The sequence below is a fragment of the Rhodococcus wratislaviensis genome, assembly GCF_041228765.1.
Taxonomy (GTDB): Bacteria; Actinomycetota; Actinomycetes; order Mycobacteriales; family Mycobacteriaceae; genus Rhodococcus_F; species Rhodococcus_F wratislaviensis.
Genome location: NZ_CP150488.1, coordinates 1,510,706 through 1,532,209, shown reverse-complemented (window position 1 = coordinate 1,532,209; position 21,504 = coordinate 1,510,706). Strand labels below are relative to the sequence as shown.

Here is a 21,504-nt window from a genome sequence, read left to right as displayed (position 1 = left end):
ATGAGGACACGACGATGACTATCCAGACCGATTCCACGGTCGACTATTCACCCACGGCATCAGGACATCCACAGGTCACGTTCGAGCACACCGCCGCCGGCATGGCGGCGGTGGTGGGGTGGCCCGGGACCGAACCCCTGCTGGTCGATGTCTGTGCGATGTTCGAAAGCTTCGGTCTCCGCACCGCAGCGCATCGCCAGGTTTCCGCAGACGGCGCCGAGGGCACCGGATCGGTGCACGAGTTCGCTTTCGCAGGATCTTCCTTCTCCACCCCGGTCCTGGATCACATCGCGGCGGCGTTCGAGGCAGGTTCGGCCGGCCGGTGGAGAATCGATCAGTACGCCCGCCTCGTCGCGACAGCGGGAATCGACTGGCGTGAGGCAGTACTCGTCCGTGCGATGTGCCGCTTTCTCCGGCAGACGCAACTCGGATTCTCCGAGACCTATCTTGCCGACTCGCTGGCGAGCAATCCCGATTTCGTCCGCGCCCTGGTCACGCTCTTCCGGGCACGGCTCGACCCCGCTCGGACCGGCGATCCCGAGAGGGCGAACGCCGCCCTGACCGACCTGGTCGACAGTGCGACCACCCTCGATGAGGACAGGATCCGACGAGCCCTCCAGGCGTTCGTCCTGGCAGTCGTGCGCACCAACTGGTTCCAGCGCGACGCGCAGGGACAGCCGAAGCCCTACCTCTCCTTCAAGATCGATTCCGGACGGTTGGCCACGCGGGGGCGAGTGGTTCCCTTTCGTGAAATCTTCGTTCACTCCGACGAAGTGGAAGGGATCCACGTCCGAAGCGGCGCTGTGGCACGCGGTGGTTTGCGCTGGTCGAACCGCAGCGAGGATTTCCGGACCGAAGTGCTGGGTCTGATGAAGACTCAGTCGGTGAAGAACGCTCCTATCGTCCCGATGGGAGCCAAGGGTGCCTTCGTCGTTCGTTCGGCCGACACCCCGGCGCGGGCGGGATACGCGACCTTCATCCGCGGGCTCCTCGACATCACCGACAACATCGTCGACGGGGCCGTCGTCCATCCGGCCGACACCCTGTGCCTCGACGGCGAGGACGCGTACCTCGTCGTCGCCGCGGACAAGGGCACCGCCACCTTCTCGGATCTGGCGAACGGCATTGCGGCGGAGTACAACTTCTGGCTCGGTGACGCGTTCGCGTCGGGCGGCTCGGCTGGATACGACCACAAGGCGATGGGCATCACCGCGCGCGGAGCGTGGCTGTCCGTCGAAAGGCACTTCCAGGAGGCAGGCCACGATATCGACACCGCCGAGTTCTCCGTCGTCGGTATCGGCGACATGTCCGGTGACGTGTTCGGCAACGGGATGCTGCTGTCGCGGAACATCAGGCTCGTCGGTGCGTTCGACCACCGGCACATCTTCCTCGATCCCGACCCCGATGCCGCCGTGTCGTACCGCGAGCGCGAGCGCCTCTTCGGACTGCCGACGTCGTCCTGGACGGACTACGACCGCGAGAAGATCTCGACCGGTGGTGGTGTGTGGTCTCGGTCGGCGAAATCGATCACCCTGTCACCACAGGTGCAGGCGTGCCTCGGCATCGAGTCCTCATCGCTCGACCCCGACGAGCTGATCCAGGCGTTGCTGCGCGCACCGGTCGACCTGCTCTGGAACGGCGGCATCGGCACCTATGTCAGAGCCGCGAGCGAGACCGACGTCGATGCTCAGGATCCGGCCAACGATCGCGTACGAGTGTCGGCAGGGGAACTCCGGTGCGCGGTCATAGGCGAAGGCGGCAACCTCGGGTTGACGCAGCAGGCCAGAATCGACTACGCGGGTGACGGCGGACGGATCAACGCAGACTTCATCGACAACGCGGCGGGAGTCGCCACCTCGGACTTCGAAGTGAACATCAAGATCGCGCTCGACGCGGCAGTGCGAGCGGGCAGCCTCTCGCCGGGACGACGGGCGTCCCTGCTGGCGCAGGTCGCCGACGACGTCGCCTCGCGGGTACTCGACGACAGCGCGAGCCAGATCCTGGCCATCAGCCTTGCCTCCGCGCAAGCCCGCCATCTCCTCGACAGGCACGTCCGGTTGATCGGCAACCTCGAAAAGGTCGGCGGAATCAATCCACGCACCGAGGGACTGCCGTCCCCCGCGGAATTGAAGCGCCGCGCGACCTCCGGGCACGGACTCACCCGACCGGAGATCGCGATTCTCCTCGCACAGTCGAAGAATTTGGTCTCGCAGGAACTGCTCGCCTCCACCGTGCCGGACGACGAAGTATTCGCTGCGCGCCTCACCGAATATTTTCCGGACGCCATCACCGAGAACGTGGCCGCTCAGATCGCCGCCCATCCCCTGCGGCGGGAGATCATCGCGACGTCGATCGCCGACGAGCTGATCAACCGCGTGGGCCCGGGAGCCATCTTCTGGCTACAGGAGCGCTTCGGAATCACCACATCGGAGGTCGCTTCGGCATACGCTGCCGTGAGCGCGATCTACGAGCTGGATGCGCTGTGGGAACGGGCACTCGAGGGTCCGGGCACCGGCATCGAACGCCCGGAGTCACTGCTCGACACCAGCTGGCTGATCGAACACGCCGTCTCGTGGCTGTTGCGCCGACGACGTGGAATCGTGGTGCCGGAGAGGGAGATAGACCGGTTCGCTGATTCGGTCCGCAAGCTCGTCGAACTCCCCCGGGGCGAACGTCCGCTCGATGCAGATCTTCCCGGTGCGCTCCAATTCGCGGACACCGCAGACTCACTGGGAATCTCGGTGGAGCGGGTGGCCGAAGTGCATCACGAACTCGGGCAGCGACTCGGTATCGGCTGGGTAGTCGACGCATTGTCGGATCGCACGGGTTCCACCCACTGGGATGTGCTGGCCGCGGCGGCGGTGCACGACGACCTGTCCGACCTGCACCATGCGCTGACAGTCCGGGTGCTGGGTGACGACGGCACCGGGACGGGGAACGCAGTCGCTGCGTGGTGCGAGGCCCATTCTCACGATCTGCATCGCTTCGAACTCGTCGTGGATGCGGTTCGCGGGGACGGCGAGGTCGACCTGGCGAAGACCTGCGCCGTCACCGCCGCACTGCGCGCTCTCGACAACTGAACGAATTCGGCTGGCGGATCCGCGACACGCGGATCCGCCGGCCGCTCTGCATTCCCACGAATCCAGGAGCCGATCACGACGGTTGCCTGTGGTGAACGTGGATACTGCGGACCCTCCGAGACGCGATCCCGGGGCCCCGGAGGACATCCGACGAACAATGGAAGTGGGACAAAGTGAAATCGAGTAACACCATCGATACCTGGACGGACGAGTCGGCGAGTGGTGGGCGAAGCCAGGAATTGCCGTACACCGTGGCACGATCCTGGTTCCTGATCTCCGGAGCATCCGACCTGCCGCAGTCGCTGGGATCCGGCTCCGACGTCGATATCCTCGACCTGGAAGACGCCGTACCTCCCGGCAAGAAGCTCGCCGCACGCACCGAGGTCGTGAACGCGCTTCACCATCGACGCGCGTGGGTCCGTATCAACGACGTCACGACCGAGTTCTGGAAGGACGACGTAGCGGCGCTCCGTGATTCACCAGGTCTTCTCGGCGTCATGCTGGCCAAGACCGACTCGGCGAACGATGTCGACAAGGTTGCCGAAGGGCTTCGTGCCACCACACCGGTCATTGCCTTCATCGAGTCCGCCGCGGGTCTCGAAGCTGCAGGAACGATCGCCGCACACCCGCGGGTGGGTCGGCTGGCCTTCGGAAGCGGAGACTTCCGCATGGACGTCGGAGCCGGCACCGACCGTAACGCTTTGACGTACGCGCGTTCTCGGCTGGTCGTGGTGAGCCGCGCGGCGGGCCTGCCCGCTCCGATCGACGGGCCGACGGTGCCCGATGATCAGATCCTCGCCGTCGACGAAACCGAGTACGCGGCCGGTCTGGGTATGACCGGCCGCATGTGCTTACACGCGTCACATGCCACCACGATCAACACGGCCCTCAGTCCGACCGGCCGGGAGATCGAGGAGGCGAAGGAATTGATCACTCTGCTCGGACCCGATGGAGCGAACGCACGAAAGGGAAGCGATCTGCCTCGGCTCGCCAGGGCCCGTCGAGTTCTCGACCGAGCGCGGATATTCGGACTGGATGCCCTCGCATCCGAGCTGCACTGAACCACTGCGTGCTTCGCCGGACATCATCAGCGCACAGGGGAAGAACGCTGTGAGTGGCCGATCTCGCTGACGGGCCGACGGAACAGTCGGCCCGTCAGCGGAGCGTCACGGAGCGGGCCGACTCGGGTATTCGCACACGATGAGGGCGAGCAGCAACTCGGCGCGCACGTACGCCGAGGTCAATGAGCACTCGAGAATGCGCTCGATTCGAGCCACTCGGGTGCGCAGAGTATGGCGATGAATACCCAGGACCGCGGCGGCGGATTCGTTGTGACCATTCGCTTCGAGGAGCGCCCGAAGGGTCGGCAGCAGGGCGGTACGGTTGACGCGGTCGTAGTCGTCCACACGCCCGAGTGTCGACTCGCCCACCACTCGTAGTACCTCACGACACGGCGTCGACACCAAGAGCTCGCCGCCCGCGATCTCCCCGAAATCCAGTACGGCAGCTCCGTCCGACGCGGCGGCCGCAGCAACGTGTGCCTGCCGCGAGGCATTCGCCACCTCAGCGGCAGGCTGCGTTGTGCTCAACCCGACACGCAACCGTGAGCGAATCGGAGGGGGCAGGTCTGCGAGCAACTCTCTACACCTGTCGACGTCGGTGTCTCCGCTGAGTATCACGGTAATCCGGGAGGCATTCTCGTAAAGGAAAAGTGGCCGACCGGAACTCTCGAGTTCGTGGGTGAGGACGGTTCTCACGAACACGAGGTCGGCTGTCGAAAGACCACCGGCATGAACACCGAGAACGCGAACCGAACCATCGATACCGCTGATCGTGATCGGCATCCATCCCGGGTTCACCGCGGTGGTTCCTTCACGATCTACGTGCCTTGCCGCCCATATGGAGCACGTCGGCGAGGGGCTCGCCGGCCCGGAGACGGTCAAGGGTTTCCGGTTCGGCAGCGTCGGACGCGAGGGCCAGGTCGACGACATCCGCCGCACCGTCCGGGGTCAGGACCAGGACACCGTTGTCGTCGGCGAGGACGATGTCACCAGGATTGACGGAAACACCGCCGACCATGACCGGCACGTTGATCGCGCTGTTGCCGCCGTCATGCCTCTTGGTGGTGAGAATCGAGGTGCCGCGAGCAAACACCGGCAGACCGCCCTGTCGCAGTTCGACGATGTCGGTTACCACTCCGTCGACGACGATTCCCACCGCGCCGGCCGACAGTGCCGCGCAGGAGGTGACCGCTCCGACCGAGGCGTGAACCGCGTCGCCCCCCATGTCGACGACCAGCACATCGCCCGGCGTCAGGGCACTCAATGCGTGATTCATCGCCACCGCATCCGCATCCGCAATGCGCGCAGTCATTGCGCGTCCCACCACACGCACATTGGCGAGAAGAGAGCGGATGGCCGGATCGACGAACCCGTCTTCGAGGTAGTGGCCGATGGTCGGAAAGCTGACCCGGCGGAGATTGGCCAGCAGCGCCGCCTCGACGGGCGGCACCTGCGGCGAAGTGGACGTTCGAGGTAGAGACATCATGCGCCTTCCGGGATCGAGTGTTCAGCGAGGACGGCGACGCATTCGATCTCCAAGGCGATGCCGAAAATATTGACGCACACGGTGGTTCGGGCGGGCAGGTCGCTCCCGAAGAACTCTGAATAGACCGCGTTGTACTGCTCCAACTGCCCAGGATCGGTGAGGTAGGTGTTCACCTTGACCACGTTCTGCAGGGAAGATCCGGCCTCACGCAGTGTCGCTTCCAGATTGGCCAGAGTCTGACGAACCTTGTCGTCGAAGGCGGCCGGCTGATCGCTGAGGTCCGAGATGGCGGGGAGCTGACCCGAGGTGAAGACGAACCCGTTGGCCACCACTGCGTGAGAGAACGGTCCGACCGGACGCACGTCGCCGGACACTACGCCTATGCGGCGCATCAGACCCGGACCCGCTCAGGATCCGCCTCCGGGAGAGAGTTCTCTGCCGGCGCTTCGTCGGCCGAGTCGAGGCTGTTTCGCAGCGTTTCCGTCAACAGCAGCAGAGCAACGATGGAGACTGCCGCGGATCCGATCATGTACCAGGCCACGGAGGATCCCGAGCCAGTGGCGCTCAGCAGCGCCGTCGTGATGGCGGGGGTTGCGGCACTCCCCAGTAGTCCGGACAGCATGTACGCGATGGACAGACCCGAGTACCGGACCCGGGGCCCGAACAGCTCGGCCAAGAATGTGGCGATGGGGCCGTAGTTGGCCGAGAAGGCGGTCATCATCATGATATAGGCGAGGATCACCATCGGGACGGACTTGGTATCCATCATCCAGAACATGGGGAAGGCGACGACGGCCTCGGCGACTATGCCGCCGATGATCACGGGTTTGCGCCCGATGCGGTCGGACAGTGCGCCGAACGCCGGAATCATGAACAGCCCTGTAGCACACGCAATCAGGACGGCCAGCAGCATGGTGTCGCTGGAGAAGCCGAGCTGCTGCTTGCCGTAGGTGAGTCCGAAGGCCACCATGATGTTGAACGCGGTGCCGGTGGACAACGTGGCAATACCGCCCAGCAGAACCTGCTTCCAGTACTTGCGCATGAGAACCACGAAGGGAATCTTGGCTTTCGCGCCGGCTTCCTTGACCGCTTGGAACGACGGTGTCTCTTCCAGAGTCAAGCGGATGTAGAGGCCGACGGCCACCAGTAGAGCGCTCGCCAGGAACGGAATACGCCAACCCCAGGTGAGAAGAAACTCCTCCGGCGTGTTTGCGGCAATGATCAGGAAGACCAGGTTGGCGATCAATGTTCCGCCGGGAACGCCGACCTGGACCAATGAGCCGTAGAATCCACGTTTCGTCTTGGGCGAGTGTTCGACCACCATCAGAACCGCGCCGCCCCATTCGCCGCCGAGCGCGAGGCCCTGAATGACGCGAAGAGTCAACAGCAGGATCGGGGCCATGATGCCGATCGCCGAATAGGTGGGTAGCAGTCCGATCGCGAAGGTTGCCGCGCCCATGGTGATCAGGGAGATCAGCAACATGGACTTACGGCCCAACTTGTCGCCGAAGTGGCCGAACAGCGCGGCACCGACGATCCGGGCGACATACGCTGCGGCAAACGTGCCGAAGGCCAACATGGTTCCGACGAGCGCGTCGAAGCTCGGGAAGAAGATCTTGTTGAAGACCAGGGCCGAGGCCGTGGCGAAGACGAAGAGGTCGTACCACTCGACGGTTGTGCCGATAACACTGGCCGTGGCGATTTTACGCATCTTGCTCTTGATATCGTGCGACGCCTGGCCGCCGACTGCAGATTGAGCCATGGGTTCTCCAAAGAACGGCTGGGAAAGAGTGACGGGTAGCTGACCACTCCCGATGACATCAACTATCCGCTGTGACAGGAGACACGTTCAATAGGGAAACACACACTGTTTACCCCTTTCCGGTGGGCAGATTCCCACCTCCCGGTCAAGCTCGGTGCGGCCGCAGCAAATTGAGCCTGCGTTGCCGCAATACCGTGATCCGGGAGCCGTTCTCGCAGAGAACGACTGGCCGCCTCGCGCCCTGGCGTTCCCAGGTGTGAAGCGATGTGACGATCGTGACATCTACTGGAAACATCTGTCCGCACGCACAGCCGGGACTCGAACCGAAGCGCCGATGCCCCGGTTGCCGCGAGGTGCGCGTGCGGAGTTGGGGCACCGGTGGGCACGGGTCGGAGCATCGAACACCGGTGCGTCTACTGCCGACCCGCGAGCACCCGCACTTGGTGCCGGACAGCGAACCAGCCGGCGATCAGTGCCGGGATCACGACGACAACCGACGCGACCGTGTACGTTCCGACCGGATAGTCGAGCGCCATGAGAACCAGGACCGCCGCCACGAACACCAGCGTCGCGTACGACGAGTAGGGGGCGAACGGCATTCTGAACGCCGGGCGTTCCGCCACTCCCCGAGTCGCCCAACGGTGCAGCTTCATCTGGCACAGCACGATCACCGCCCACGTCGTCAGTGTGCCGAGCGAGGACACGTTGATTGCGATCTCGAATGCGTGGTCGGGGACGACGTAGTTCAGGCCCACCCCGATCAGCGTCACCGTCGCGGTGAGGAGAATTCCACCGTAGGGGACGCCGGAGCTGCTCATGCGGGCGGTGAACCGTGGTGCCGTCCCGCTCATCGCCATCGACCGCAGGACTCTGCCCGTCGAGTACAGACCGGCATTCAGACTGGACAGCGCCGCGGTCAGCACCACGAAGTTCATGACGTTGCCGGCGCCGGGTATGCCCAGCTGGGTGAAGAACGTGACGAACGGGCTCTGTGTCGGGCTGTAGTCGGTGTACGGCAGCAACAGGACGAGAAGCAGCACGGCGCCGACATAGAACACCATGATCCGGACGATCACGCTGTTGATCGCACGGGGCATGATCTTCGCGGGGTTCGGAGTCTCTCCCGCCGCGATGCCGACCAGTTCGATGCCGGAGTAGGCGAACGTGACACCGACGATCACGATGACCAGGGGAAGCATGCCGTTCGGGAGCCATCCACCGTTGTCCGAGATGAGCGTGAAACCGGTCTGGTGACCGTCGACGGGGAAGCGGAGTGCGACGACGATCCCGCCGATCACCAGGAACGAGACGAGTGCAACGACCTTGATGATCGCGAACCAGAACTCGAGCTCCCCGAAGACCTTGACGGACAACAGGTTGACGAACAGGACGATCGCCAACGCACCCAACGCGAGCACCCACTGCGGAACCGACGTGAAGAAATGCCAGTAGTGGACGTAGATCGCGGCGGCGGTGACGTCGACGATCGAGGTGATCGCCCACAGCATCCAGTACATCCACCCGGCGACGAAGGCCATCTTCTCGCCGTAGAACTCCCGGGCATACGACACGAAGGATCCGGACGTCGGGCGATGAAGTACCAGCTCACCCATCGCACGCAGCATCAGAAAGGCGAAGAAACCGGTGACCGCGTACACGATTACCAGGGCGGGCCCGGCTGAGGCGAGGCGGCCGCCGGCGCCCAGAAACAGACCCGTTCCGATCGCGCCGCCGATCGCGATCATCCGGATCTGCCTGGTTTTGAGATCCTTCTTGTAGTCGTCGTCGCCCTCGTGGGACAGGCGTGCCGAGGAGTCCGACGGAATGTGTACCGCGGGCGATTCGGGTGAATGGCTCGTACTCACAGTGCTCTCCTAGTCCAGTCGAACAGGTTTGATCGAGTCGAAAAGGTCGCCGGGGCCGGGATTCGACGGCGGCGTGGTGCCTCCGAACTGATTCATGACCCCCCACACCGCGTTGAGGCCGGTGGTGACGGCGCCTTCCGCCCATCCACCGGTGAAGGAAATGTCGTCACCGGCGAGGTAGATTCCCCTGTGCCCGGGCTCGAAGTCCGACTGTTCGAAGTGTGTGAACAACCGCTCCTGGTAGCGGTAGTGCCCGGGCAGGTTGTCGCTGAAGGCGCCCATGAAATGGGGATCCGCCTCCCACGAGACGGTGACCGGTTCGCCGATGATGTGCGAGGCGATGTCGACACCGGGGTAGATCTGGGCGAGTGAGTGGAGCATCATCTTCACGCGCTCGTCGGCGTCGAGCGGCATCCACTTGAGGGAGTCGTCGTTCCAGGTGTACGACAGGCAGATCAATGCCGGCTTGTCCGGTCCGTCGTCGAGCAGATAGGTGCCGCGGGTGATGCGGTCGGTCAGAGTCGTGCTCATGACGTCGCGACCCGTCTCGGGATCGACGTCCTTCCAGAACGGGCGATCCACCATCACGAACGTCTTCGAGGCCTGCATGTAATGGCTACGTTCGATTGCCATCCACAGCTTCTGGCTGAACAGCTCTTCACTGCACTCGATGTGGGCCGACAGCAGCCACGACTGACAGGTGACGACGGCCGCGTCGTACGACTCTTCGTTGCCCCACCGATCCGTGATCGCGATCCGGCCGGGACCGCTGGGCGTGTGGTCGCGCCTGATCCGCTGTACCCCGGACCGGGGCGAGCCGCTGTGGAGGGAGGCGAGAGTCGTTCCGACCGGCCAGTGGACGAGGTCTGCGGGAGCGTGATTCCACAGTCCGTGTGGTACCTGGTCGGCGCCGCCCAGGATGCGCTGCTGGTTCGCGTCCGCGTCGACGTAGACGACGCGCATGACCTCGAGCATCGAGTCCGGGAAGTTGGTATCCCATCCGCCGGTGCCGAACCCGACCTGACCGAACGCCTCTCGATACTCGAAAGGGAGCGCGGAGAACGCTTTCGACGATTCCAGGTATCCGTAGAAGGACATGCCGTCGAAGGCGGGCACCAGCTCGTTCCAGATGCGTTTGATCTTCTTCAGGTCGCGGTCTCGGATTGCGGTCTGCATCTCCGTGAACGCGGCTCGCTCCTCGAGGCAGTCACTCCATGCCGCGGAGACGTCGTGGAAGAACTCGGGCAGCTCGTCCGGGGTGTGGGCGTAGTGCGCCGTGCCGCCCAACTCGACGACCGTGCTCGAACTCGCGTCGGTCAACGGGTTGGGGAACGGTGCGGTGTTCAACCCGAGCAGATCGACGTAGTGGAAGAACGTCTGCCCCGACACCGGGAACCGCATCCCGCCGAGATCGGCGACCGGTCCCCCGTCGGTCCCGAATCTCTTGCCTCGCATCCGTCCGCCGATCTCCGCGGACTCGTAGATCACCGGATGGAGGCCCATCTTCATGAGCTCGTACGCCGCGATGAGCCCGGCCATGCCGGCGCCGACGACGGCGACCTTGCGACCGTATGCCTCGCTCGGCACGGAGCCGATTCCGGCGGGGTGACGAACGTACTCGTCGTAGGGAAACGGGAAATCGGGGATCAGCATCGTGATCGGGGCAGAGGAAGACACACTACTCCTTCAGGGTGGTTCGGTTCGGAAGATGTTTCTCGTCAGTACAAGTCGAGTCGGCGCGAGCGCAGGTACGGATTGTCCACTCTGGCGCCGCGAATCGTTTCGCTCGTGATGTCGGCGAAGATGAGTTTCGCCCCACCCTCGGTCTGCGCCGCGATGAACCCGTCCGGCGCGACGATGCAACTGCGGCCGGCGAACCCGGCGCCGCACTGATTGGCGTACGCGATCGCCACCGTGTTCTCGAGTGCGCGCGCCGGCACGAGCAGGCCTGGCACGGCGGCGGCGTCGAATGTCGAAGAGACTCGGGTGGGTACCGCCGTGGGTACGAGCACCAGGTCGGCCCCTCCGACGGCGAGGGCGCGCACGTACTCCGGGAACTCGACGTCGTAGCAGATCCCCAGTGCGACTGTGAGATCACCGAAACGAACGATGCGCGACAGTTCCGTGCCCGCGGTGAAGAACTGCTCCTCCGTGCCGAAGAGGTGTGACTTACGGTAGTGGAGCACCTGTGTGCCGTCACTCCCGAACAGGGTGGCGGTGATGAACCGTCCGGAATCGGCCTGTTCGACGGTAGAGGCGACGACGGCGATGCCACTACGCTCGGCCAGTTGCGAGACCGCCTGCCGCACAGGCGCACCGTCGAGGTGGTGAATCCTGGCCGGCGCGTATCCCGTGGGAAACAGTTCCGGGGTGACGAGGATGTCGGCGCCCCCGTCGGCCGCATCCCCGGCCGCGGCGGTGAGGATGTCGAGATTCGCGTCGATGTGCCCAACCGCGGACGTTGCTTGGAGGACGGCAATGCGCACTGGGAGACTCCGGAATTGTCGTGGGAACTTGGCGAATTCAAGTCTGCTGGTGAACTGCGCCACATCCAATGACAGCGGTCAACGAAAACGCGGGGCAGAAATGGGCGAAAGCACATCGATTCGGGAACTTTCCTGGTGCTCGCCCGATCCGCTGTACACAATGGGTTCGGATGGTCCACGATTGTCACCCCGGGCACTTGCCTCTTCACGACTTCGCCGCAACACGGGCCGACCACGTCTCAGAACCGGTGCCCGGGGGCTCGCGTTCGGTCCGGCAGCGCATTTGTGCGTTAGTACAGTAGGAACGGAGAACGGTGGCGATGACCAACCGACAAGACACTCAGCGGTGGCACACTCTGGTGTCACGGCAGAGTGAGAACCTGGGCGCGTTGGTCGAACAGTTCATGAAGCGGCTGCTCGATGCCGGCGAGTACCGCGATGCCGGGCTCCGTGAGGCCGAACTCCGCGCCACCAGCAGTGACGTGTTCGCGCTGATGCTTCGTGCTCTCGTCGACCCCACACAGGTCGGAGTGGTCGAGCGCCTGGCCTCCCGCCTCGGCAGGCGCAGAGCACGCGACGGCATCCCTCTGGAGTCGATGCTCACGGCCATCCGACTCGACTTCCCGATTCTGTGGTCGGGACTGCTGTCGACGGCCGGCCGGAGTGAAGCGCACGTGCTCGCCGCGCACGCCGAGGAGGTGTGGAACGTCGTCGACACCTTCGCCCGCTTCGCTCAGGCCGCGTACCTGGCGGAACAGGACCAGCTGATCCGCGAACGGCAAGACCTCCAGCGCCAGCAGATCAGTCTTCTGTTCGACGCTGTCGGCCAGTTCGAGGTCAACCATGTGCAGATCGCCCGGGCTCTCGGCGTCTCGGTGTCGTCGTTCTATCGCGTCGTGGCAGTACCCAGCGAGTCGGCGGTGACGCTGCGGCACAACATCGACAAGGCACATTTCTCCGAACGGGTCTTCACGCACGAGCAGGGGCGCCACCTCATCGCATTCTGGCAGATTCCCGCCACCTCACCCATGGTGGTGACGCCCCGCGAACTGGCGCTACTCGACCGGGTTCGAGCCGCGGTGGCGCCGATCGCCCGGGCGATCGCCGACATTCCCCTGGCAGCGCTCGCCGCGAGCAGAATGGTCGATCAGCTCCGCCCGGACGAGGAACGCGTGACCGATCTGAAGGCCTCGTGGCCGATGCTGGCGAAGAAGTATCTCGCCGAGATCGGCTGCGATCTCGGTCAATACGTTCTGGTTCCCCTACGCGAGGCAACCGAGCGGGAGAACGAGCGGCTCCTGGAGACGATGGTGGCGTATCTGCACACCGGCAGCCTGCTGGGAACGGCCGCGACCATCTACTGCCATCGGAATACCGTACTGAACCGGCTTCACAGAATCGAGGAGCTGACCGGGCTCGACATCACGAAACCGGCCGATGCGGCGCTCGCCATGGTCGCGCTTGCGTCGCAGCAGAACTGAATCAACCGCGCCGGCTGTGCCGGCGCGGTTGATTCGGATTCCGACTACGAGGTCCGGTCGAGTTCTCCGACCGCGAGACGGGCGACCACCTCGGTCAACAGGTCCACACCGGCGCACACATCGTCGTCGGTCGTGAATTCGTGCTCGTTGTGCGAGATTCCGTCGACGCTCGGCACGAACAGCATCACCGTCGGCACGACATCCTTCATGTTCACCGAATCGTGTCCGGCGACCGTCATGATCTGCCGATACGTCAGCCCCAGGTCCTCCGCGGCGGCCATCGAGAGCTTCACACCCTCGGGTTGATAGCCCGCCACTCCCCAGGAATGCGCGGTGGCCTTCTCGATGCGCACCTGAGCGCGGGCTTCGATCTCGGCGAACCGGGCCATCAGCCGCTCGTTGGCGAGATCGACGACCGATTCGATGGGCGATCGCAGGTCGAGATGCATCCGCACTTCCCGGGCGATGACGACCGGGGAATTGGGCTCGATGGTCATCTGGCTGACGGAGGTGTGCAGTGGCGCGGTCGCGAAATCCTCGGCCAGCTCACGCGCCGCGACCACCAGCAGGGAGGCCCCGAGGAGCGCGTCCTGCCTATCGGGCATCGTCGCCGACCCGGTATGGGCCTGATCGCCGTGGACCACCAGTTCGTACTTCTGGGCCGCCCACGTGGAGTCGACCACGCCGATGGTGATTCCGTCGTTCTCGAGATTTCGGCCCTGCTCGATGTGGATCTCGGCGTAGGCGGCGGCCTGCGGACCCGTACCCGACCCCAGGCAGCCGATACCGGACAGTGCCTCCGCGACCGAGACTCCGTCGCGATCGGTGGTCGACAACGCCTGTTCCACATCGATTTTGCCGGTGTAGACGGAACTGCCCATCATGCTCGGCTTGAACCGGCAGCCTTCCTCGTTGAACCAGTTGACCACCGCGAGGTTGTACTTCGGCGCGAGGTTGCCCTCCCGCCACTGCTGTGCGACGCGCTGAGCGGCGTGCGCCGAGGCGAGCACCCCGTACGCACCGTCGTAGCGGCCACCGAGCGGCTGACTGTCCAGATGCGAGCCCGTCACAACGTAGGGGGCGCCGGGATGGATTTCCAGCAGACCGAACTGGTTGCCTGCACGGTCGTATTCGACACGGAATCCTCGGGCGACCAGCCATTCGGCGAGCCAGGCCCGCTGTGCTCCGTCGGCTTCGGTGGCGGCCTGCCGGTCGACGCCACCGCCCGGGGTCGCACCGAACTGTGACAACTGCTGGAAGTCCGTGACCACGGAACGGTCCAAATCGGTCTTGCTGGCGGTGGTCATGTGGATTCCTCCCGGGAGTGGATCTGCGTCCGCCGGCCCCGGCGTCCGGGTAGCGGAGTCAACATCGTGTGCGACTGCGGATGTATCAATACAAGCACGTCCAGGGCTGATTTCGGGATGACGAACCTCAACCGGTTCGCCCAGAATCGTTGTGCATTCCCACAGGCAGAGCATTCGCGGGGTGAACGGGCCGTGTGCGGCGGATTCGCTCAGTCGTGACACGTATGCCCACCCACCCGGCTCGGGTGGGTGGGCATACGTACGTCTTCGACCGGCGGGCTACCGGTCCGGTTCCTCCGGAAGCGCGGCCACCGCCTCGGCGAACATGCGGAACGGGGCGTGGATGGACAGCTCGGAGATCCACGCGGCGTGCGGTGTGATGACCAGATTCGGTGTGGAGGAGAGTACGTGACCGTCGACGGGCGGTTCGGTCGCGAGCACGTCGACCGCGGCACCCGACAGGTGACCGGAGAGCAACGCGGCATCGAGGGCCCCTTCGTCGACGATTCCGCCGCGAGACACGTTGACCAGATAGCTGTCCCGCCGCATGGACCGCAGCGCCTGCGCGTCCAGCCGCCCCCGGGTCTCGTCGCTCAGCGGCACGTGCACGGTCAGAACGTCGCTGGTGGTGATCAGCTCGTTCCAGCTCACCTGGGTGTAGTCCGGGAAGTCGTCGCCGATCGGCCGGCGCGAATGTATCTGCACACGCATGCCGAGCGCATGTGCGCGGTGTGCCACCGCACGCCCGATCGCACCGAAACCCCAGATCCCCAGTGTTGCACCACGTACGAAACGGGGGCGGGGGGTGCCCACGGTCCAGCCGCCGAGGTGAACCGATCGGTCGAGGCGGTGCGTCTGGCGGAGAAGCCCGAGGACGAGGGCCGTGGTGTGGTCGGCGACCTCGTCGGTGCAGTAGTCCGGAGTGTTCGTGACGGTGATACCGCGGCGGCGTGCCTCCTCGAGGTCGAGGTGATCGGTACCGGCGGACGTCGCGGCGAGCAGCCGCAGATTCGGGACCCGATCCAGGTCCTCCGGCCCGACCTGAGCGGTCTCCGGATTCACCGCCATGGCGATGACGTCGTCACCGCGAGGTAGGTGCGGTAACACGTCGAGCATCCAGAGGTCCGGCAGCAGTGCGGGATCGGCGATGAGCGTACCGACCCCGTCCACGACCACGGCGCGGCGTTTGGTGTTTGGTGTCATCTCAGGACCGGTAGTCCGGGGCAATGCGATCGACCAGACGCAGCAACGCAGTCCAGGCGAGGTCCCAGTTGTCGCTGTTGTCGTGGTCATCGGTTTCGCCGACACGGTTTTCGTTGTTCAGCTGTCGAGCGGTGTGCTCGCAGACCTCCGGCGACGGAACGATCAGTTCCTGGCCGGTGGACTGTGCGGCGACCTGCATCTCGCAGGCACGCTCGAGGTAGAACATCCGCAGGAAAGTGCGGCGCGCGCTGTCTCCCACCGTCAGGAGGCCGTGGTTGCGGAGGATCATCGCGTTCTTGTCACCGAGGTCCGCAACGAGTCGGACCTTCTCCGCATCGTTCAGCGCGACACCCTCGTAGTCGTGGTACGCGATCCGGTTGTAGAACTCCATCGACGTCTGGTTGACGGGCTGAAGGCCGTTCTTCTGAGCTGCCACCGCACAACCGTTGCGGGAGTGGGTGTGAAGCACGCAGTGCGCATCGGGCCGGGCGGCGTGGATGGCACTGTGAATGACGAACCCGGCCGGGTTGACCCGGTACTCCGACGGGGTGACCAGCTCGCCGTCGAGACCCACCTCGACGAGGTTCGACGCGGTGATCTCCTCGAACAAGAGTCCGTACGGATTGATCAGGAATCGAGGTTCGTCGCCCGGAAGTCGTTGTGAAATATGGCTGAAGATGAGATCGGTCATCCGGAAGTGCGCGACGAGGCGGTATACGGCTGCCAACTCGACGCGCAGGTCCCATTCGCTCTGCTCCTGCGTCGCGGCCGGGACGGGCGCGGGAATCTGCTGCTCTGCTGTGCTCATGACGACTGTTCCTTCTGTGGGTCGAGAGTGAATGTCAGTGCTTGAGGCCGTCTTCGACAACACTCCATCGTGGTGCGAGAACACCACCGACAAGCGCGATCGCACCGATGGCCACGAGAATGATCGCTGCGGGCCAGAGGTGGTCGCCGGTGACGGTCAGCACGGCGGTCGCGATCAGCGGGACGCATCCGGAGACCAGTCCGGCGATGTTCGACGAGACGGCCACGCCGCTGTACCGCACCTTCGCGGGAAACAGACTGGTGAGTACGGCACCGCTGACGGCGTACGGATAGGACACGGCCGCAACGCCCACACTCATCCCGAGCACGACGAGTACGGGGTGCGCGGTGCCGATCGCCCAGAAGATCGGGAACGCGAGGATCATCGTGGCGACGGCACCGCCGATCACGACGCGGCACGAACCGAATCGCGAACCCCATCGTCCGCCGGAGATGATGACGGGAATCTCGATGACCGCCGCGATGACGGTCGCCAGAAGGAGCATCGACGCTTCCAGGCCGAGAACCCGCTTGCCATAGCTGATGATGAACGTCGTGATCAGGTAGAAGCCGCCCGCGCCGATGAGCATCACGGAAGCACCGACGAGCAGCTGCCGCCACGCCCCGACGAACACCTGGCGCAGGGGCGCCTCCGCAACGGCGTCATCCTCCTGCAAGGCCTCGAATTCGGGGGACTCCTCGAGTTGACGCCGGATCAGGATGGACACTCCCAGCAGGGGCAGGGCCAGCAGGAACGGGATGCGCCAGCCCCAGGAATCGAAGACGTCCTCCGACAACAGGGCGGAGGTCAGGAAGAAGGCACCCGAGGACAGGATCGTGCCGACTGGGGATCCGAGCTGCGGGATGGACGCATACTTCGCCCGTTCCTCCGGTGAGGCGTTCTCGGCCGCAATCGTGACGGCACCGCTCCACTCACCTCCGACGGCGAGTCCTTGAAGCACGCGCAGCACGATGAGTGCGATCGGCGCGATGACACCGATCGAGTAGTAGTTGGGCAGCATGCCGATCAGCACGGTGGCGACCCCGATACCGACGATGGTGGTCATCAAGATCTTCTTGCGACCGACGCGGTCGCCGAGCCATCCGAACAGCAGCCCACCCACCGGGCGCGCAACGAATCCGACCGCCAGCGTGCCGAACGAGGCGAGCGTCGCCGTCAGCGCGTTGTCGGAGACGAAGTACTGCACGTTGAACACCAGCGCGGCGGCGGTGGTGAACAGAAAGAAGTCGTACCACTCCATCGCCGTTCCCACGAATGCGGCGAAAGCCACGCGCCGGGACGTGTCTCGTGGGATCGGGGTCGTGGGGCCGACCTGTCGGGTTGCCGAGGGGCTCATGGTGGTGCTCCGAATGTCGCGGGTGAAGGGCAGGTCGTCCAATTGGCGTGTGTTCAATCAAACCCCACCCGGCAGCGGGAGGAAATCGCAATCTGCCTCGAGGAAGGGCAGGATTATTGTGTATGTGCATAATGTGACGGCGAAGGAGCAACGATGCCGGCGCGCTGTCCCAGGCGATTCACCCACCGCGACAAGAGCCGATGAACGAATCTCCAACGACGTGTTACCCCGATGCTCACAGTGGAGATCTCGACGAAACCTGACCGCAAACTCGGGTGAAAGGACGTTGCCGTGAGAAACCTCGCCAAGCGGAAGCAGGAGACACTGGCTCGTTGGCGTGAACTGATCGTCGGAACCATGCGCAACACGGACGACCTGGCCACCGCGTTCCTCGACAGACTCGAATCCGTCGAGGCATACCAGTCCGGGCTGGTCGACCGGGACGGTCTGCGCGATTCCGCTCGCGAGTCGATTCGGTTGATACTCGAAGCCGTCACCGCAGGCGCGACGACGACTCAGCTCAGCTCGTTGCCCTCCGACCTGGGTCGCCTGCGCGCGCGGCAGGGGATACCCGTCGAAGATCTGGTGACGGCGGTCCGGCTCGACTTCGGCATCATCTGGTCTGCTCTGCTGTGGCGCGCGAACTCGGCAGACATGGCCGTTCTCGCGTTGCACGTCGACAGCCTGTGGAACGTGGTCGACGACTATGCGCGCGCCGTCCACCAGAGTTACCTCGAGGAGAAGGCCGCGATGGCCGCATTCACCCGGGACGAGCAGCAAACGTACCTGGCGGAACTGTTCGGGCCTGCAGGCCTCGTCCCCAGCAAGATCGAACAGATCGCCCGGGCGTTGAAGGTCGACGCCGACGCCACGTTCCGGGTCGTCGTCGTCGATCCTGAAGCGTCCCAGGCGGTGCACAGGATCGCGAACACTCTCGCGGCCGGTGGCGAACAACTCTTCGTGCTGAATCAGTCTGGCCGCGTGGTGGTTCTGTGGCCGGCCCCGCGGACACCCACCCGGGGGCTCGAGACACAGCACCGCCAACTGCAGGACGTGGCCGGCGGCATGGTCGCGGCGGTGTCCGGCCTGGCCGCGGTGCCGGCGGCCGCGAACACCGCCCACGAGATCTTCCGGACGATCCGCCCCGACGAACACGGCCTGACGACGCTGACGGACGCATGGGCCCGGGTCACCAAGGGCCGGCTCGACGATCAGACCGATTTCTCGGCCCACCTGCTGTCCGGCCTCGCCCCGATCACCGACGAGGAACGCGAACGCATCCTCGAGACCGTGCGCGCCTACCTCGCGACGGGAAGCGTCACCGACACCGCGGCGCAATTGTTCTGCCACCGCAACACCGTGCTCAACCGCCTCGGCCGATTCGAGAAGCTGACGAGCCTGAACGTCACCGTCCCCGATCAGGCAGCGCTGGCGCTACTCGCGTTGGCGTGACGCGCTCACGTACGACTCGAATCCAATTCCGGCTCCGCACGGACGTTCTCGTCGGGCTCCGGCGCCGATGCGAGCTTGCTCGGCCACCAGATCTTCTGCCCGATGTCGACGGTGAGGGCAGGCACCAGGAGCGACCGCACCAGGAGAGCGTCGAGGAGCACGCCGAACGCCACGATGAAGGCGATCTGCGCGAGGAAGATCAGCGGGATGACGGCGAGCGCCGAGAAGGTCGCCGCCAGAACCACTCCCGCCGACGTGATCACGCCACCGGTGACGGTCAGGCCGCGCAGTGCCCCGCGGCGGGTGCCGATGCGCCGGGCCTCTTCCCGGACCCGGGTCATGAGGAAGATGTTGTAGTCGATTCCGAGGGCGACGAGGAACACGAACGCGAACAGCGGGACGACGGGATCGGCACCCGGGAATCCGAAGATGTGCTCGAAGACCAGGGACGAGATGCCCAACGTCGCAGCGAATGACAACACCACCGTTCCCATCAGCAACAGCGGCGCGAGGAGCGACCGCAGCAGCACGCACAGGATCGCGAACACCACGAGGATCACGACGGGGATGATCAGCGTGCGGTCACGCGTCGACGTGGTCTTGGTGTCGAGGTCCGTGGCGGTGGTGCCGCCGACCAGGGCGTCGGCGCCGTCGATCGGATGGACGGCCTCACGCAGGCGGACGATGGTGTCCTCGGCCGCGAGGGAATCGGCCGGATCGGTCAGGGTGGCTTCGATCGCCACCCGGCCGTCCACCACCAGCGGGGCCTGCGTGCCGGGGGTGGACAGCACGGTGATGTCGCCGACTCCGTCGACCCGGGCAGCGTCGACTACCGCCTCGCGGGAGCCCTCGTTCGCGATGATCACTGCCGGCGAACCGGAGCCGGCGTCGAAGTGGTCGCCGAGAATCTGCTGGCCCGCAACGGAATCGACGTCGAGGAGGAACGTCTCCGACTCGGCGACACCACTTGCCTCGAACTGGGGCATCAGGAGCGCGAAGAGCACCAGCACCAGGCTGGACGCCACCCAGAATCGGCGTGGATGCGCACCGATCCGTGCCGCGAGTGCGGCCCAGAACTTGTGGTCTGCGGCCTCGTCCTTCTCTGCGTGCCGTGCGTCGAATGCGGGCCTCCTCGGCCAGTACGCCGTCCGGCCGAGGAGCACGAGCACCGCGGGGAGGTACGTCATGGACGCGACGAACGACGCCGCGATGCCGATGGCCGCCACCGGTCCGAGACCGCGGTTGGAGTTGAGATCGGACAGCAGCAGGCAGAGCACGCCGGCGATCACCGTGCCCGCGGACGCGGCGACGGGTTCGAGCGTCGCCCGCCACGCCGTCCGCATGGCGCGGTATTTGTCCTGCTCGATCCGCAGTTCCTCGCGGTAGCGGGACACGAGCAGCAGTGCGTAGTCGGTCGCGGCACCGAATACCAGGATGAACAGGATTCCCTGACTCTGACCGTTCAGCGCGATCACGCCGGCGTCGGCGAGCAGGTACACGAGGAGACTCGACAGTCCCAGCGCAAAGACCGCGGAGGTGATCACCGCAAACGGGAGGATCGGACTGCGGTAGACGACAATGAGGATGAGGATGACCACGACACCCGCGACCAGGAGCAGCAGTCCGTCGATTCCGGCGAACGCCGCGGACAGATCCGCTACCTGACCGGCGGGCCCGGTGACGAGGACGGTGAGACCGTCCGGTGCGGCGCCGAGCGCGTCCCGGAGTTCCGTGACACTGTCACCGACCTCGCCGGCGCTGTCGACGGGCACGAACATCTGCAGCGCCCGGCCGTCGGCGGACGGGATCGGCGGTGACACCTCGTCACCGAATCCCTCCGAACCGGCGAAGGAGTTCGCGGTGCCGGCGAGGAACTCGGTGTCGGCGGCGGTGATCCCCGACGTCCGTTCGGCGACGACGATCGCCGGCACGAACTGCGTGTCGGTGAACCCCTTCTGCAGCGCGGACACCTCGGTGGCCTCGGCCGACGCGGGTAGGAACGACGTGCTGTCGTTCTGCTGGACCGCGGACAGTTTGCCGGCGAACGGGCCACCGAAACCGCCGACGGCCAGCCAGAGAATCACCAGCACGGCTGGCAGAATCCACCGCAGGCGACGAACCGGGCGTGGGCGGGCAGTTGTGGTCACGTGCTCTCC

The 21,504-nt window shown here is 65.1% G+C and carries 16 protein-coding genes; 4 read left to right on the top strand and 12 right to left on the bottom strand.

The window, feature by feature from the left end; translation table 11 throughout:
- Window positions 1-14: 14 nt before the first annotated feature.
- On the top strand, window positions 15-3,080 hold the full coding sequence (locus WKC72_RS06855; protein ID WP_370182125.1) for an NAD-glutamate dehydrogenase domain-containing protein: 3,066 nt from the start codon (window positions 15-17) through the stop codon (window positions 3,078-3,080).
- Window positions 3,081-3,253: 173 nt separating this feature from the next.
- Window positions 3,254-4,141 (top strand): CoA ester lyase, encoded by an 888-nt coding sequence (locus WKC72_RS06850; RefSeq protein WP_370182124.1) that lies wholly within the window; start codon window positions 3,254-3,256, stop codon window positions 4,139-4,141.
- A 105-nt stretch (window positions 4,142-4,246) separates the two neighbouring features.
- Here WKC72_RS06850 and WKC72_RS06845 read toward each other — a convergent pair whose 3' ends face one another.
- The 7 genes from WKC72_RS06845 to WKC72_RS06815 all read right to left on the bottom strand — a co-directional run bounded on the left by WKC72_RS06845 (window position 4,247) and on the right by WKC72_RS06815 (window position 11,740).
- A complete protein-coding gene (locus WKC72_RS06845) occupies window positions 4,247-4,669 on the bottom strand; it encodes a helix-turn-helix domain-containing protein (protein WP_370182123.1) in 423 nt (140 codons plus the stop codon).
- 283 nt (window positions 4,670-4,952) lie between these two features.
- On the bottom strand, window positions 4,953-5,627 hold the full coding sequence (locus tag WKC72_RS06840; protein WP_370182122.1) for an RraA family protein: 675 nt from the start codon (window positions 5,625-5,627) through the stop codon (window positions 4,953-4,955).
- On the bottom strand, window positions 5,624-6,001 hold the full coding sequence (locus WKC72_RS06835) for a RidA family protein (protein ID WP_370182121.1): 378 nt from the start codon (window positions 5,999-6,001) through the stop codon (window positions 5,624-5,626). Before WKC72_RS06835 ends, WKC72_RS06840 begins: the two co-directional genes overlap by 4 nt.
- A 17-nt stretch (window positions 6,002-6,018) precedes the next feature.
- Window positions 6,019-7,389 carry an MFS transporter gene (locus tag WKC72_RS06830; RefSeq protein ID WP_370182120.1) on the bottom strand — a complete coding sequence of 457 codons (1,371 nt, stop codon included), beginning with the start codon at window positions 7,387-7,389 and terminating at the stop codon, window positions 6,019-6,021.
- Window positions 7,390-7,802: 413 nt separating this feature from the next.
- On the bottom strand, window positions 7,803-9,254 hold the full coding sequence (locus WKC72_RS06825) for an amino acid permease (protein WP_370182119.1): 1,452 nt from the start codon (window positions 9,252-9,254) through the stop codon (window positions 7,803-7,805).
- Window positions 9,255-9,263: 9 nt separating this feature from the next.
- Window positions 9,264-10,907 (bottom strand): flavin monoamine oxidase family protein, encoded by a 1,644-nt coding sequence (locus WKC72_RS06820; protein ID WP_370184279.1) that lies wholly within the window; start codon window positions 10,905-10,907, stop codon window positions 9,264-9,266.
- 65 nt (window positions 10,908-10,972) lie between these two features.
- Complete coding sequence (locus tag WKC72_RS06815; protein ID WP_370182118.1) at window positions 10,973-11,740, bottom strand: nitrilase-related carbon-nitrogen hydrolase; 768 nt, start codon at window positions 11,738-11,740, stop codon at window positions 10,973-10,975.
- Window positions 11,741-12,060: 320 nt separating this feature from the next.
- Here WKC72_RS06815 and WKC72_RS06810 point away from each other — a divergent pair, with 320 nt between their 5' ends.
- Window positions 12,061-13,221, top strand: a complete 1,161-nt coding sequence (locus tag WKC72_RS06810; protein WP_037242602.1) for a CdaR family transcriptional regulator — start codon at window positions 12,061-12,063, stop codon at window positions 13,219-13,221.
- 44 nt (window positions 13,222-13,265) lie between these two features.
- Here the strand turns inward: WKC72_RS06810 and WKC72_RS06805 are convergent, their stop codons facing one another.
- The 4 genes from WKC72_RS06805 to WKC72_RS06790 form a co-directional block, all read right to left on the bottom strand.
- Window positions 13,266-14,528, bottom strand: a complete 1,263-nt coding sequence (locus WKC72_RS06805) for a M20 family metallo-hydrolase (RefSeq protein WP_037242605.1) — start codon at window positions 14,526-14,528, stop codon at window positions 13,266-13,268.
- Between the two features lie 279 nt (window positions 14,529-14,807).
- Entirely contained in the window at window positions 14,808-15,731 is a 924-nt protein-coding gene (locus WKC72_RS06800; RefSeq protein ID WP_370182117.1) for a 2-hydroxyacid dehydrogenase, read from the bottom strand.
- Between the two features lies 1 nt (window position 15,732).
- Window positions 15,733-16,539 carry a class II aldolase/adducin family protein gene (locus WKC72_RS06795; RefSeq protein WP_052033696.1) on the bottom strand — a complete coding sequence of 269 codons (807 nt, stop codon included), beginning with the start codon at window positions 16,537-16,539 and terminating at the stop codon, window positions 15,733-15,735.
- Between the two features lie 34 nt (window positions 16,540-16,573).
- Window positions 16,574-17,896 carry an MFS transporter gene (locus tag WKC72_RS06790; protein WP_370182116.1) on the bottom strand — a complete coding sequence of 441 codons (1,323 nt, stop codon included), beginning with the start codon at window positions 17,894-17,896 and terminating at the stop codon, window positions 16,574-16,576.
- Window positions 17,897-18,187: 291 nt separating this feature from the next.
- Here WKC72_RS06790 and WKC72_RS06785 point away from each other — a divergent pair, with 291 nt between their 5' ends.
- Window positions 18,188-19,348 (top strand): CdaR family transcriptional regulator, encoded by a 1,161-nt coding sequence (locus tag WKC72_RS06785; RefSeq protein WP_037242607.1) that lies wholly within the window; start codon window positions 18,188-18,190, stop codon window positions 19,346-19,348.
- A gap of 5 nt (window positions 19,349-19,353) precedes the next feature.
- On the opposite strand, the gene WKC72_RS06780 is transcribed toward WKC72_RS06785, so the two are convergent.
- Window positions 19,354-21,495 (bottom strand): MMPL family transporter, encoded by a 2,142-nt coding sequence (locus WKC72_RS06780; RefSeq protein WP_370182115.1) that lies wholly within the window; start codon window positions 21,493-21,495, stop codon window positions 19,354-19,356.
- Between the last annotated feature and the right edge of the window lie 9 nt (window positions 21,496-21,504).

What these genes read in the sequence shown, in the direction of transcription:
- WKC72_RS06855 (WP_370182125.1), top strand. Translation starts at nt 15, where the DNA reads ATGACTATCCAGACCGATTCCACGGTCGACTATTCACCCACGGCATCA.
- WKC72_RS06840 (WP_370182122.1), bottom strand. Translation starts at nt 5,627, where the DNA reads ATGATGTCTCTACCTCGAACGTCCACTTCGCCGCAGGTGCCGCCCGTC.
- WKC72_RS06830 (WP_370182120.1), bottom strand. Translation starts at nt 7,389, where the DNA reads ATGGCTCAATCTGCAGTCGGCGGCCAGGCGTCGCACGATATCAAGAGC.
- WKC72_RS06820 (WP_370184279.1), bottom strand. Translation starts at nt 10,907, where the DNA reads ATGCTGATCCCCGATTTCCCGTTTCCCTACGACGAGTACGTTCGTCAC.
- WKC72_RS06810 (WP_037242602.1), top strand. Translation starts at nt 12,061, where the DNA reads ATGACCAACCGACAAGACACTCAGCGGTGGCACACTCTGGTGTCACGG.
- WKC72_RS06805 (WP_037242605.1), bottom strand. Translation starts at nt 14,528, where the DNA reads ATGACCACCGCCAGCAAGACCGATTTGGACCGTTCCGTGGTCACGGAC.
- WKC72_RS06800 (WP_370182117.1), bottom strand. Translation starts at nt 15,731, where the DNA reads ATGACACCAAACACCAAACGCCGCGCCGTGGTCGTGGACGGGGTCGGT.
- WKC72_RS06795 (WP_052033696.1), bottom strand. Translation starts at nt 16,539, where the DNA reads ATGAGCACAGCAGAGCAGCAGATTCCCGCGCCCGTCCCGGCCGCGACG.
- WKC72_RS06790 (WP_370182116.1), bottom strand. Translation starts at nt 17,896, where the DNA reads ATGAGCCCCTCGGCAACCCGACAGGTCGGCCCCACGACCCCGATCCCA.